The 13,968-nt window shown below is 34.1% G+C and carries 12 protein-coding genes; 4 read left to right on the forward strand and 8 right to left on the reverse strand.

Annotated elements, in window-relative coordinates; genetic code table 11:
- The first annotated feature begins 310 nt into the window (after window positions 1-310).
- A complete protein-coding gene (locus tag H3T80_RS02490; protein ID WP_110447924.1) occupies window positions 311-745 on the forward strand; it encodes a hypothetical protein in 435 nt (144 codons plus the stop codon).
- 156 nt (window positions 746-901) lie between these two features.
- Here H3T80_RS02490 and clcA read toward each other — a convergent pair whose 3' ends face one another.
- The 7 genes from clcA to nikA all read right to left on the reverse strand — a co-directional run bounded on the left by clcA (window position 902) and on the right by nikA (window position 8,758).
- Window positions 902-2,278, reverse strand: coding sequence for a H(+)/Cl(-) exchange transporter ClcA (gene clcA / locus H3T80_RS02495; RefSeq protein ID WP_370548251.1), 1,377 nt, complete (start codon window positions 2,276-2,278; stop codon window positions 902-904).
- 149 nt (window positions 2,279-2,427) lie between these two features.
- The gene (locus H3T80_RS02500; protein ID WP_110447922.1) at window positions 2,428-3,753 is read right to left on the reverse strand and encodes an MATE family efflux transporter; all 1,326 of its coding nucleotides are present in this window, start codon (window positions 3,751-3,753) and stop codon (window positions 2,428-2,430) included.
- A 3-nt stretch (window positions 3,754-3,756) separates the two neighbouring features.
- Window positions 3,757-4,536, reverse strand: coding sequence for an ABC transporter ATP-binding protein (locus H3T80_RS02505; protein ID WP_198199791.1), 780 nt, complete (start codon window positions 4,534-4,536; stop codon window positions 3,757-3,759).
- Window positions 4,536-5,402 carry an ABC transporter ATP-binding protein gene (locus H3T80_RS02510; protein ID WP_198199793.1) on the reverse strand — a complete coding sequence of 289 codons (867 nt, stop codon included), beginning with the start codon at window positions 5,400-5,402 and terminating at the stop codon, window positions 4,536-4,538. Before H3T80_RS02510 ends, H3T80_RS02505 begins: the two co-directional genes overlap by 1 nt.
- Complete coding sequence (gene opp1C / locus H3T80_RS02515; RefSeq protein ID WP_198199795.1) at window positions 5,395-6,228, reverse strand: nickel/cobalt ABC transporter permease; 834 nt, start codon at window positions 6,226-6,228, stop codon at window positions 5,395-5,397. The genes H3T80_RS02510 and opp1C overlap by 8 nt, the downstream gene beginning before the upstream one ends.
- A complete protein-coding gene (gene opp1B, locus H3T80_RS02520; protein WP_110447919.1) occupies window positions 6,225-7,169 on the reverse strand; it encodes a nickel/cobalt ABC transporter permease in 945 nt (314 codons plus the stop codon). The genes opp1C and opp1B overlap by 4 nt, the downstream gene beginning before the upstream one ends.
- Window positions 7,170-7,192: 23 nt before the next feature.
- A complete protein-coding gene (gene nikA / locus H3T80_RS02525) occupies window positions 7,193-8,758 on the reverse strand; it encodes a nickel ABC transporter substrate-binding protein (protein WP_198199797.1) in 1,566 nt (521 codons plus the stop codon).
- Window positions 8,759-9,036: 278 nt separating this feature from the next.
- Between nikA and H3T80_RS02530 the strand changes: the two genes are divergently transcribed.
- Both H3T80_RS02530 and H3T80_RS02535 read left to right on the forward strand, forming a co-directional pair.
- Window positions 9,037-10,341 carry a DEAD/DEAH box helicase gene (locus H3T80_RS02530; protein ID WP_198199800.1) on the forward strand — a complete coding sequence of 435 codons (1,305 nt, stop codon included), beginning with the start codon at window positions 9,037-9,039 and terminating at the stop codon, window positions 10,339-10,341.
- Between the two features lie 26 nt (window positions 10,342-10,367).
- Entirely contained in the window at window positions 10,368-10,709 is a 342-nt protein-coding gene (locus H3T80_RS02535; protein WP_065651175.1) for a YggL family protein, read from the forward strand.
- 66 nt (window positions 10,710-10,775) lie between these two features.
- Here H3T80_RS02535 and H3T80_RS02540 read toward each other — a convergent pair whose 3' ends face one another.
- A complete protein-coding gene (locus tag H3T80_RS02540; protein WP_065651174.1) occupies window positions 10,776-12,368 on the reverse strand; it encodes an ABC-F family ATPase in 1,593 nt (530 codons plus the stop codon).
- A gap of 799 nt (window positions 12,369-13,167) precedes the next feature.
- On the opposite strand from H3T80_RS02540, the gene H3T80_RS02545 reads away from it, so the two are divergent.
- The gene (locus H3T80_RS02545) at window positions 13,168-13,854 is read left to right on the forward strand and encodes a hypothetical protein (RefSeq protein WP_198199802.1); all 687 of its coding nucleotides are present in this window, start codon (window positions 13,168-13,170) and stop codon (window positions 13,852-13,854) included.
- Window positions 13,855-13,968 lie beyond the last annotated feature (114 nt).

Consider the following 13,968-nt stretch of genomic DNA (forward strand, 5'->3'; position numbering starts at 1 on the left):
TTATTGCTTATTTCGATTGGAAGATTATTAAATTCAGGCAAAATTTATGAAGATCAATTAGATTCAATGATAAAAATAGTTAAAGTTGAAATGGTCAATATTTGTGTAGTTTAATATAAATTCTTACAATAAATTGTTAAGTTGGCTTTTTTTATCAGAAATATTGTGTAAGATAGCAGATAATTTTATTATTCACTATTATTTAGACTATTAAATAAATTAAAATATTTAAGATAACTATAAAAATCTAATTATTTATCAATAGATTTGATTGGAAATAGAGTTATAAGGGATAAAGTAAGGAAAAATGATGAAAAAAGTTGTTAATTTGGCCGTGTTGCTTTCAAGCCTTTTTATGTTTACGACCGCAAATGCAGCTGAAGCTGATAAAACTACTGGAGTAAAGGTTACTAAAGCGTTAGCAGATAGCGCAAAACGTTCATTGTTAGGAGAAAAAGGTAAGTTTCCTATTCAAGTAGAGGCCGGTTATGAAGTCACCAATATTACCGCGAACCTTAATAATGTGGTTTTTGAATATAAGATGCCTTCCGATAGCCAAAACACACCTTTAGATGATTTTATGGAAAATGTTAGATTAGGGCTTAATAGTCAATTTTGTGATAAATCTGATGTTGTGAATGTCCTAAAAACTTATGACATTCGTTTTATTTTCCGTTTTCAATTCACTGATGAGCGTAATATTCCTACCACTTTATCAATCAAAGAAATCTGTGAGTTAGAATAGGTAACTATAAGACTATTCTTAATTAAGCGAATTTTAGTAATGAATCGAAACATTGAGATATTAATTTTGATTCATTACTAAGTTAATGGCTTAACTCAAATCTTGGTCTTATTTTTCAATTATCCTCAACAACTAGTTTGCTTATGTTGCAATTTATCAAGAATTACTTGCTGTTAGCTGAGTCGTGTTATCTGATTGAAGTTTGTTTCTTAATAAGATTTTTTCCAAAATAGACGTATATAGCGGCATTCCTCCTAGCGCTTGGGCTATGAGTGTTGCACCTAAGCAAGTAATAATCATCGGTAAAATAAGCTGATAGTTATCTGACATTTCCATTACCAAGACAATCCCTGTGAGTGGCGCACGTACGGTTGCTGCAAATAATCCTCCCATTCCAATGATAGCGCAAGCACCAAGTTCAATATGATAATTGGGGTAAATTTGTTGTGCTATCACACCAAAAGCGATCCCAACCGTTGTCCCTAGGGCTAAAGTTGGGGCAAAAATGCCACCTGGAGCGCCGGAACTAAAGCATAAAACGGTAGTGATAAAGCGCAAACATAAAATCATTATCAAACTATTGATTGCATAATTACCTGCAACTGCATTAGGAATAAAATCAAAACCGCTACCAGTTATTTCTGGAATGATAAAACTTACCACACCAAATAATCCTGCTAGGCAAAATCCAGTGATAACGAAATAAACTTTATGCAATAGATAAAACTGTTTGAATCGCTCTTGTAAGGTTAATATACATTTATTTGATAAAACACCCATAGCACCAAAAAAAGTCCCTAATAAGAGATATAACCATAAAGATTCAATAGGAACGGCATTAAAGTGACCGATCTGAAAGACAGATTCCTGATTATATAAAAATTGATACATAATGCTGGCCATAATAACGCCAACAAAAATCGCTTTTATTGAGGTCAAATTATAGCGAAATTGTGGGCGCATCTCTTCTATAATAAACAGTATGCCAGCTAACGGCGCGTTAAAAGCTGCAGTAATCCCAGCGGCGGCTCCCGTTGCTAAAAAAGTATGTCGATAAGCTTTATTTTTAACTTTAAGCAGATCGGAGACCATTGCACCAATATTACCACCGAGTTGAACCGTAGGGCCTTCACGACCTAACACCATACCAGAGCCCAAAGCACCGATGCCACCAATAAATTTAACTGGTAGGACAGATCGCCAACGAACTGGACGTAAATCAAGTAATGCACCTTCAATTTCTGGTATACCTGAACCGCCAGATTCTGGTGCAAAACGTTTGACCAAATAGTAAGCTAACCCACCCATTGTCCCAGTGATAGCAAAGATTAATAGATAATTAATTACTAGATTGTCGACCAGATTAAATAATAATGTTTTACGCAGTGAGATTACCCAATTCACCGCATATTGGAATAATACGCCAACAATACCAGTAATAGTGCCAATAATACCGGCAACAATTAATACAATTAGTGGGGCTTTATCCTGAAAACTACGTATTTTATGATAAAGTTGAATTCTTTTTTTGATAGCAGAATAACTAGGCACAATATTGACTGTAATTAGAATAATGAAGGCAAATTCTACGCCTGTTTAATCGAAAAAGATAGTTTCAAATTTGCGCTAAAATCCTCACTAGTAGTAAGATTATTTAATCAAAAATCTGCGATAATTCGCCATTAAGCAGTAATGTAGCTGCGCGATTTTTTAATCCAAATAATTAAAAATATTGTTCGGCCAAAACTAAATAAACTGTAGGCCAGCCATAATCCATGATTTCCCCAAATTGGCACTGCAAAATATTGTGCTATCAACCAAAGCAATAACGCTAATAACATTGAATCACGGATTGATGAAGTGTAACTAATACCTGAAAAAACACCATAATAGATCAATCCACCCGCAGCAACGATAGGGAATATAATTAACCATGATTGATATTGCAGAGTAAGATTTATAATTTCCGGTTGATTAGTAAGTAGCTTGATAATTGAGGCGTCAAACGCTAACCAAATAGCAATTATTATAATTGGGCAAATAAAACAGGCTTGCAATGACCAGCGTAGAGTTTGGTTATAGAGATCCATATTTTGATTACCCTTCGCGCGACCACTAAATACACTTGATGCATTAGCAAAACCATCAAACAGATACGCCATCATGTAATGGATCTGGAATAAGACGGCATTAGCGGCCAATACTTCGGTATCGAATGTTGAGCCAATCGAAATAAAATGATTGGTGACGATTAATAAACAGATAGTCCTTATCATTAGATTGGTATTGACTAAAATGACTCCTTTTAAGGATTTCCATGACAAAATTGCTTTTAAGTCGGTTTTTTGATGGGTTTTAGGTAGATATCGATAGATGAACAAAATCCCGATTAAAGAACAACTTATTTGGGCGATTAAGGTTGCGAATGCGACGCCTTTGATGTCCCAACGAAACCACCAGACAAAAAGCATCGCCATTATAATATTAAGTACATTGATGAAAACTTGTAAAAATAATACTGCTTTTACTTTAGAGATACCCATTAACCAACCAACTAATACATAATTGATAAGTACAAAAGGTGCCCCCCAAATTAACACGGAAAAATAGCTATCAGCATAGTGTTGAACTTCTTGATTAGGCTTGATGATCTGCATTGAAGCAGAAAAAATGAACTTTTGAAAAATAATAAATACCAAACCTAAAAAAATCGCAATAAACAGGGGGCGAATAAGCGAAGATTTTAGTAACAATATGTTATCCAAGGCTTGGGCTGCGAAACCTGTGGTACTGACTCTTAAAAAACCAAATAACCAGTAAATGGTATTGAATATTACTGTTCCTATGGCAATGCCAGCAATAAAAGCTGGATTAGGTAAATGACCAACTAAAGCGGTATCAACGACGCCAAGTAGGGGGGTGGTAATAGTAGACAGTACAAAGGGGATCACCAATTTAAGATAATCGCTAAACTGATATTGTTGATTTGATGTTGATGAGTTTGCCATTTTTTAAAAACCTAAAACTGATTCGAGAAGTTGGATAGAGTAAGGGTTTTTGACTTGATTAAGTTTATCTATACTATCAATATATTCAATGATCTCACCTTTATAAAAAAATGCCACTTTGTTACAAAGATAAGTAATGGTCGTTAGGTCATGGGTGATAAAAATACTGGTAAGATTGAGTTGCTTTTGTAAATCGGCAAGTAGTGACAATATTTGGGTTTGTACTGAGATATCTAATGAACTCACAGCTTCATCAAATAAGATAAATTGCGGAGAGCAGGCAATTGCTCTGGCAATGCAAACACGCTGTAATTGACCACCACTCATTTGGTGAGCAAAACGATGATAAAAAGAGCTGTCTAAACCGACTTGTTCTAATAAAGCGTTAATACGCAGCTTACGGTCATCTTTGGCTAGTTTTTCGTAGATGTCAATCGGTTCAGCAATGATTTGGGCGGCAGTAAAATACGGATTGACTGAAGCATTATAATCTTGAAATACCGCACTGATATCTTTACGCATAGCTGACTTTTTCCACGCCCGTTTAGCTATATCTTGGCCATTAAAATAGATATTACCACTATCAGGTTTTTCTAAACCTAAAATCAGTTTACCTAAGGTACTTTTGCCACTACCACTTTCACCAATAATACCAAGACATTCACCTTGTTTTAACTCGAATGAAACGCCATTGATAACGGTATTCTTTTTTTGGCTAAATAGATTCTGATTCGGCTGTAAAAAAGACTTTTTTACATTTTCAACGTGTAATAACGGTGGCATTAAGTTGTCTCCGTAATCAAATTTGGATTATTGAAACCAATAATAGCATTGAACTTATTCAATAACTGTTTACGTGTGTCTATCAAGTAACGAGTATAGTCATGTTGAGGATGGTAAAAAATTTGTTCACGACTACCCGATTCCACAATCTTTCCTTTATTCATCACAATGATATCATCAGCAATATGATGAATCACACCTAAATCATGAGAAATAAAAATCACGGTTGTTTTCGAGTTCTGTTTTATCTCGGTAAACATTTTTAAAATATGAAATTGGCTAATTGAATCGAGTGCTGTAGTAGGTTCATCAGCAATGATGAGTTCAGGTTCAAGCATCAATGCCAAACCAATCATTATTCTCTGTAACATGCCACCACTTAATTGATGAGGATATTTTCTATAGATCTCTTGTGGATTATTAAGGCCAATATTTTCAATCATTTCTAACGCTTTTGTCATGGCTTGCTTTTTGCTAATAACTTGATGCGCTTGTAGTGTTTCAACCACTTGCTTGCCAATACAATATAACGGATCGAAGGCACTCATAGGATGTTGTAGTATTATCGAAATTACCTTACCACGTATCTGCTTTAAGGTCTGTTTATTCTGTTGTAATAGATCACCATTATTAGCTAAGGTTAGTTTAGCTTGGTGTGACTTAAATAATATTTGACCTGACACATTAAAATAGGGCTCTAATAATCCGATAATGGCTTTACATGTTAAACTTTTGCCACTGCCACTTTCACCAACGATACCTAAACATGAATGACGATTAATTTTAAATGAGACATCATCTAATAGCTTGTTACCATTGTCGAGGGTAACAGTAAGTTTATTCACTTCTAATAGCGAGCTACTCATGCTTTTTGTCCTTTGGATCTAAAATATCTCTTAAACAATCACCTAACATATTAAATGCTGCAACGACAATTAAAATTGCGATACCAGGATAGACCATCTGCATCGGATGTTGAGTCATGACATTTTTCGCTTCGCTTAACATTAACCCCCACTCGGCAGTAGGTGCTTGAACACCTAATCCAATAAAGGATAGTGCTGAGATATTTAAAATTACCCAACCTGTATCTAAGGTTGCTAATACCACCAGCTCTGACATAACATTAGGTAATAAATGACGGCAAATAATAAACGAATGTGGTGCGCCAATTGCGCGTGAAAAAAGAATATAATTTTTTCGGCTATATTTAATGACTGAACTACGAATCATGCGGCTATACCATGCCCATTTAACCACAATATTGGCTATAATGACGTTTTCAATACCTACGCCTAATACACCAACAATCGCTAAAATCATTACCTGGCTAGGAAATGACAGCATAATATCACAAAGGCGCATAATGCATTCATCAAGTTTGCCTCGTTGATAACCTGAGATAAGGCCGATTAGACTACCAACTACGATAGTGATGATCATGGTCAGTAAGGATAAAAACAGGGTAGAGCGGATACCATAAAGCAAACGCGATAAAATATCGCGACCAAGATGATCACAACCAAGCCAATGTTGGCTAGACATGGCGGCATATTTACGCACTATACGAACTTTATTGGGATCATACGGTGCGATATAAGGTGCTAAAATACCTAATATAACGATTGTGGTGATGATGATTAAACAGATTAAAACTGTTTTATTGTTAATCAGTTGTTTAGTTATATTCATACGGTACCACCATTATCTCGTAATCGTGGATCTAACCATTGATGAATGATATCAACAATAAAATTACAAACTACAAATAGAATAGCCATGATAAGAATATAAGCTTGAATGACCGGATAATCACGGTTCATGATAGCCGCGATACATAAACGACCAAGTCCTGGCCACGAAAAGATATATTCGACGACAAAAGATCCAGCTATTAATTGCGGAATAGTCATACCTAAAGCCGTGATAGTAGTATGTAGAGAATTAACTAACACATGTTTAACAATTATCGTTGTTTCTTTTAAACCACGGCTACGAGCATAAAATACCGAATAATTATGCATATTTTCCAACATGTTATTACGGATAAAACGAATATAAGTTGAGATATAGACAAACGATAAGGTTAAGGTAGGTAAAATGAGATTTTGCCATGTTCCGTAACCGTTGGTTGGCAGTAAATCTAAATAATTGGCAAACAGCCAAATAAATAGCAAACCTAACCAATAACTAGGCATTGCAGTACCGAGAAAGATAATGATACGAACAATATGATCGAATGCTGAATTGGCAAAGATGGCACATAAAACACCTAAAATTAAACTGATAATAAGTGTAAATGCAAATGCCGACATCGCTAAAATTAATGTCGGAATTAAACTGCGAATCATCTCATCCCAAACTAGTCTATCTCGATGAATAAATGAACGACCAAAATCAAGATGTAAAACATCATATAGCCAAATAAAATAGCGTTCTAAAAAAGGTTTATTCAATCCCAATTCTTGACGCATACTTTCAATAGCATCTGGTGTTGGCATGATTTCGTTTAAGCGTAATGCAACTTCAGCAGGATCGGAGGGGGCTAAATTAATAAGAAAAAAAGCGATAAAAGAGATACCGAATAATATCGGTATCATCATGGTTAAACGTTTAATAATATAATTTAACATTATTCGTCAATAATATTAGTTTATTAAAAATGCATTTTCTCAAATGGAATATCAAATTGAGAAGGAGCGAATTCAATTCCTTTTAATGATTTAACTGCAATAGCACGATTACGTTCATAAGTTAATGGGATATAAACGGCCTGATTGTGCAGCGTTTCTAGTACATAACGGAATAGATCTTGCCGCTCTTTTTCAGCAGTTGAAATTAATGCTTTACTAATACTCTCATCAATTTGTGGCTTTTCTTTCAAGCCTTGTTGCGCCATATAATCACCATAAACCGGTAATTTCATTCCCGATAAAAATGATTGCGGATCATATGGTGTTCCCCATGAAATATCGAATACCATATCAAAATCACCCGCTTTTTGGCGATCACGATAACCTTGCTCTTCTTCACCATGGATATTAAGCTTTAATCCCACTTGCTCAAATTCGTCTTGCATATATTGTGCAATGGTTTTTTGAGAGGCAGTATTACTATCATAATAAAGAGTGATCTCAAACGGTTTACCCTCTTTTTGGCGATAATCTTCACCTTTAACTTTTAGCCAACCAGCTTTATCAAGTAGTGTTTCAGCTAATTTTGTATCGTAGACATAAGGTTTTAAACCAATGTTGGCATAAGGAATATTGGTTGCCATCAATGTATCCGCTGGTGCTTCGCTATTATTAAAAATACCTTCTGAGATATCTTTCTTATTGATAATATGTTCGATAGCTTGGCGGACATTAACATCACTCAATTGGCTTCTTGTCGTATTCATTAAAACAATTCGACTGGAAACCGGTTTAGACATTAAGGTTTGAAACTTATCCATGCTAGAAAAACGCTCAAATGAATCCGCATCAACCATATTTTTACCATAAATCAGATCTATTTCACCTTTTTCAAGGGCCATTAGTCGACTTTGATTATCTGCGATTACTTTCATAGTCACTTTTTTCAATAACGGCTTAGTACCCCAATAAGTTGGATTGGCATTAAACACTGCATACTGATCTTTCTTATGATCACCTAAAACATATGGGCCGGTACCAATATAAGATTTCACGCCATTTTTAGTTTCACCATCAATCATAGAATTTGGGGAAATAAATCGCATAGGGCGAGTGACGGCAATTTCAATCATGAAAGGGTAGTAAGGCTCAGAAAGATTAACCTCAAGAGTATAATCATCGACTGCTTTGACTTCGGTTATTAAACGCACCATTTCTAACCAAGTATGACGAACTTTGTTGGATAACACGGCATCCCAATTCAGTTTGGCACTGTGCGCATCAAATTTTGCTCCATCACTAAATGTGACGTCTTTTCTTAATTTAAAGGTGTAAGTTTTACCTTCGTTAGTAATAGTCCAGCTTTCTGCCAACCATGGTGAAAAAGTGCCATCTTCATTATAGTGAACTAATGATTCATACAACATATTTTGCGCCCACATTTCACCTGAATATAAATGTGGATTTAAATCACGAATATCACGAAAGTTTGCGAAAGTAATATCATCTTTGGCTAAACAATTTAAACTAAAGCAACTTAACATTAACAAGATAAATAATTTTTTTAAATGAGGGAAGTTAAAAGACATATCTATTCCATGAAATAATTATGTTTTGGGCTTGCAACAATACAATAAATGATAATGATAATCAATATCATTTTTCCAATCTACCTAAAAAATGAGCAATATATTATGAACATATTTTAAGCGATTAATAACTCTATACTTTATAAGGTTATTCCCTAAAATAGTAACATATATTACATAACTAGCAATGAAAAGATAAAATAATCAGACAATTATTATTAAATTGCTTTATAATGTTTTTGATTATTTATTTTTTTCGATTATTTAGGAATCATTACATGTCATTTGACTCTCTTGGCTTAGATGCCAAGATATTAAAAGCTATTGAAGAGCAACACTATACCGATCCCACTCCTATCCAACAACAAGCTATTCCCGTAATACTGTCAGGTAAAGATTTAATGGCTAGTGCCCAAACCGGTACCGGTAAAACTGCTGGTTTTGGTTTACCCATATTGCAAAAATTGCATCAAATGCAATTAAAAAATTCACCTAACTCAGAACCGAAAAAAGGTAAACGTCCTTTATATGCATTAATTTTAGCTCCAACACGTGAGCTAGCAGCGCAAATCGGTGAAAATATTCGTGATTATAGTCGATATTTATCTATTTGTTCATTAGTGGTATTTGGTGGTGTTAGTATCAATCCACAAATGATGAAACTTCGCGGTGGGGTGGATATTTTAATTGCCACACCAGGACGATTATTAGATTTAGTGCAGCAAAATGCTGTCGATCTTTCGCCTGTAAAAGTTTTAGTTCTGGATGAGGCTGATCGTATGTTAGATATGGGCTTTATCTATGATATCCGACGTGTGATCGCTAAATTACCGAAAAAACGCCAAAATTTACTTTTTTCTGCTACCTTTTCTGACGAGATAAAAGGATTAGCGAATACCATCTTAAATTCGCCTGAATCGATTGCTGTGGCGAAAACCAATAGTGCATCTGAGCAAATTACGCAATATGTGCATCGGGTGGATAAGCGTCGTAAGCGTGAATTGCTCTCTTATTTAATTGGCAAAAATCAATGGCAACAAGTGTTAATTTTTACTCGAACCAAGTATGGTGCTAATCATCTAGCGGAACAGTTAACCAAAGATGGCATTAAAGCATCTGCAATTCATGGTAATAAGAGTCAGGGCGCCAGAACGAAAGCGTTAGCTGATTTTAAGTCGGGACAAATACGAGCATTAGTCGCTACAGATATTGCCGCCAGAGGATTGGATATTGAGTTATTACCTTATGTTATTAATTATGAGCTGCCACAAGTAGCAGAAGATTATGTTCATCGAATTGGTCGAACAGGGCGAGCGCAAAATCAAGGTCAAGCTATATCGCTAGTTTGTATTGATGAACTTCCTCAATTAAAATCAATTGAGAAATTGCTTAGAAAGCCGATTCCAGAAATTTTTACTCAAGGATTTGAAGTCGATCCTAGAATTAAAGCGGAGCCAGCCAAAAAAGCGCCAGCAAAACGAGCTCCAACAAAAAGAAGAAGTGCTGATAAATCTCGAACTTCTAAAAATCATCAGAATAGTATGAAGCAATCAAGCCATCATACATATTCTAAAACTAACTAAATTATTTAAAGCAGAAGGATATTATTATGGCTAAGGTTAATCGCAGTCGTCGTTTAAGAAAAAAATTACATATTGAAGAATTTAAAGAGTTAGGTTTTACTGTAAGCTGGTCATTTGACGAAGGTACTAATGAAGAAACCATCGATAACGTTGTCGATCAATTTATCGTTGAAGCAATACAAGCTAATGGTTTGGCTTACGAAGGAAGTGGTTATTTGACTTGGAAGGGGATTATTTGTACCCAGAAATTAGGTAACTGTACTGAAGAAGATCGTGACAATGTCACTAAATGGCTTGAGAGTCATGGTTTAAAAAATGTTAAAACCAGCGCTTTAATCGATATTTGGTGGGATGAATTAGATTTTTAATTCTTTATAACCAGCCAATAAAAATAGCCACTTATGTGGCTATTTTTATGGATGTTCTATGTTGCTTTATTCGATGCCTTGACTTCGCAAGTAATCTTCATAATTACCTGTATAATCAATCACTTTTTCTGGCGTGATTTCAATAATACGGCTAGCCAGTGAGCTGACAAATTCGCGATCATGCGATACAAAAAATAACGTTCCTTGATAAAGCTCTAATGCCATATTTAATGATTCGATCGATTCCATATCAAGGTGATTAGTCGGTTCATCCATGACAATGATATTTGGTCGTTGCATCATCAATTTGCCAAACAGCATACGGCCTTTTTCACCACCAGATAGAACTTTAACTTGCTTTTTAATATCATCTTGGGAGAACAATAATCGACCTAAAATACTACGTACCGCTTGTTCATCATCATTAGGTTGTTTCCATTGACTCATCCATTCAAATACAGTTAAGTCCTGTTCAAACTCATATTCATGATCTTGCGCATAATAACCAATATTGGCATTTTCTGACCATTTAATATCACCTTGTTCTGGTGTTAATTCATTCATCAAGGTTTTAAGTAGGGTAGTTTTACCGATACCGTTAGTCCCTAAAATTGCTACTTTTTCGCCAACTTCGACCATGAGATTAAGATTTTTAAATAAAGGACCATTGTCGAAACCTTTAGTGAGGTTTTCTACCACTAGTGCATTACGAAATAGTTTTTTATCTTGCTCAAAACGAATAAATGGGTTTTGTCGGCTGGATGCCTTGACTTCTTCCAATTTTATTTTTTCAATTTGTCTAGCTCGAGATGTTGCTTGTTTTGATTTAGCGGCATTAGCACTAAAGCGACTGACGAAGGATTGTAATTCACTTATTTGTGCTTTCTTTTTCGCATTATCAGCTAATAAACGTTCTCTTGCTTGAGTAGCGGCAGTCATATAATCATCATAATTGCCAGGGTAAATACGAAGTTCACCATAATCCATATCGGCCATATGGGTACAGACCATGTTAAGAAAATGGCGATCATGGGATATGATGATCATTGTGCTTTCACGTTCATTTAAGGTATCTTCTAACCAACGGATAGTATCAATATCTAAGTTATTGGTTGGTTCGTCGAGTAATAAAATATCTGGATTTGAAAATAGCGCTTGGGCTAATAATACCCGTAGTTTCCAACCTGGAGCAATTTCGCTCATTAGACCATAATGTTGTTCGATAGGAATACCAACTCCAAGCAATAATTCACCAGCTCTCGCCTCCGCACTATAACCATCCATTTCGGCATATTGGGTCTCTAAATCAGCGACTTTAAAACCGTCTTCCTCACTCATTTCTGCTAACGAGTAAATGCGATCACGTTCTTGCTTGATTTGCCATAATTCTGTATGTCCCATAATTACGGTATCGAGAACAGTAAACTCCTCGAAAGCAAATTGATCTTGGCGTAATTTACCCAATCTTTCATGTGGATCAAGCGATACATTGCCTGAAGTTGGCACTAAATCGCCACCAATAATTTTCATAAAGGTGGATTTACCACTCCCATTAGCACCAATTAATCCATAACGATTACCATTACCAAATTTGACGGAAATATTTTCAAATAGAGGCTTACTGCCGAATTGCATTGTGATATTGCTTGTTGTTAACACTGATAATTACTCTCGAATTGACAAAAGGAGGCAGTTATATATAACAAAAATACATATAACACCATTAAAATAAATTTCTTTATATTATGGCATATTTAACACTTTTTGAATAATTCAGTTTTATCTCTATGAATTTACTATTGATTTTCATTTTTGTTATTTTTTAACAAACAAAAATTTTGTTAAAAGAAATATATAAAAACTTTAATGAGAAAAAGTGGTTTAGAAAATATTATATTAGTCTTAAGCAGTGAAAGTGAGAGATAACAATAGCTGTATCTCCAACTCAAAGAATATTGAAAATATTCCCAATATACTTCTATAACTTAGAAATCATCATCACAATAAGATTTTTTGATTTTATTAGCAAAAATATTTAAAAATTAAGTCATAAGTATTGTTAATACTTAATCTAAATTTAATTGAAAATGTGCAATTAACTTCATGTTTTATAGAGTAATTCATATCATATCAATTGATGCTCGCTGTTGTATTTCAGCGTCGAAGTAATCATTATTCGATTATTATTTAATTGGGTAACTATATTTGTCATAGTAAATGAGCAAGCCATCGATAAAAACAAAAATGCTGCTATCATTTTCTAATCAAAACTTAAACATTGGTAAATTATAATAAAATCCTATCTTGTTGTTTCAATTAGAATAATAGTATCATTAAAACGTTTTAATTGTAGAATTGGCGGAATTGCAATAAAAGGCTTGATTTGTTATCGCTCATAAATCAAGCCTTGTATGATATCAATATGAATAAAAAGGATTTCGAATAATAGGGACAATATATGAAATATTTTTGGTTAGCGATGATGTTTTTTTATCTAAGCTGGATTAGTTGTTGTAAAGCAACAAATTTCAAAGATTTAACATCTTGGCAGTATTACGATCAGGAAATTCCGATACAATCTACTGAGGGAGAGTTGTGGGTATTTGATGATAATCGAATTAAATGTGATTGGTTCCCTGATATAGAAGAATTTAATTGTAATTTACTTTTTTTAAAATCAAATAAAAAATTTGATTTTTCTATACCACTCGGTAGTTTCATTGACAGTACTTCATTTAATGGATATTTGTACAAAAGTTCTACAAATAATTTATTTAACGTGTTTCTTATTGAGGGCGAGTCTGAACGTGGTACAGTTGGTTACTATGTTTTAATCTTTGATAAAACTAAATTGGTTAATCATTTCTACCTTGATTATGGCAGAGCCGGTATCTATTCGTTTGACCAAGCTAAACAATTATTACAAGATAATGCTACAGATAATAAAGAGTTACCAGAATTGAATATCGATAATGCTGAAAATTTTGATGAAATTTATATCAATCCAAAATATTTTATTTCAATTTATAGAAAAAATAATAAGTTTTTATTTAAGATTGCTAGAAATTATATGTGGAATCCTGACGATATTCCAATAACGGATGAAAATAAATATATCTATATTGAAAAAACAATCAATGAATAATTGGAGTAAGAAATAATTATTGTCATGGTTGTAATCAATTAGTGCATCAAAATGTTTACAACCGATATATGAATTGTTACCATGCCTGACTTTTTATTTTCGGTACAAATTTGC

It is taken from the genome of Gilliamella sp. W8145 (genome assembly GCF_016101145.1).
Lineage (GTDB): Bacteria > Pseudomonadota > Gammaproteobacteria > Enterobacterales > Orbaceae > Gilliamella > Gilliamella apis_A.

Excerpts from the sequence above, each read along its gene's own strand:
- H3T80_RS02505 (WP_198199791.1), bottom strand. The coding sequence starts at position 4,536 with ATGCCACCGTTATTACACGTTGAAAATGTAAAAAAGTCTTTTTTACAG.
- nikA (WP_198199797.1), bottom strand. The coding sequence starts at position 8,758 with ATGTCTTTTAACTTCCCTCATTTAAAAAAATTATTTATCTTGTTAATG.
- H3T80_RS02490 (WP_110447924.1), top strand. The coding sequence starts at position 311 with ATGAAAAAAGTTGTTAATTTGGCCGTGTTGCTTTCAAGCCTTTTTATG.
- H3T80_RS02530 (WP_198199800.1), top strand. The coding sequence starts at position 9,037 with ATGTCATTTGACTCTCTTGGCTTAGATGCCAAGATATTAAAAGCTATT.
- H3T80_RS02545 (WP_198199802.1), top strand. The coding sequence starts at position 13,168 with ATGAAATATTTTTGGTTAGCGATGATGTTTTTTTATCTAAGCTGGATT.
- opp1B (WP_110447919.1), bottom strand. The coding sequence starts at position 7,169 with ATGTTAAATTATATTATTAAACGTTTAACCATGATGATACCGATATTA.
- H3T80_RS02500 (WP_110447922.1), bottom strand. The coding sequence starts at position 3,753 with ATGGCAAACTCATCAACATCAAATCAACAATATCAGTTTAGCGATTAT.
- opp1C (WP_198199795.1), bottom strand. The coding sequence starts at position 6,228 with ATGAATATAACTAAACAACTGATTAACAATAAAACAGTTTTAATCTGT.
- H3T80_RS02535 (WP_065651175.1), top strand. The coding sequence starts at position 10,368 with ATGGCTAAGGTTAATCGCAGTCGTCGTTTAAGAAAAAAATTACATATT.
- H3T80_RS02510 (WP_198199793.1), bottom strand. The coding sequence starts at position 5,402 with ATGAGTAGCTCGCTATTAGAAGTGAATAAACTTACTGTTACCCTCGAC.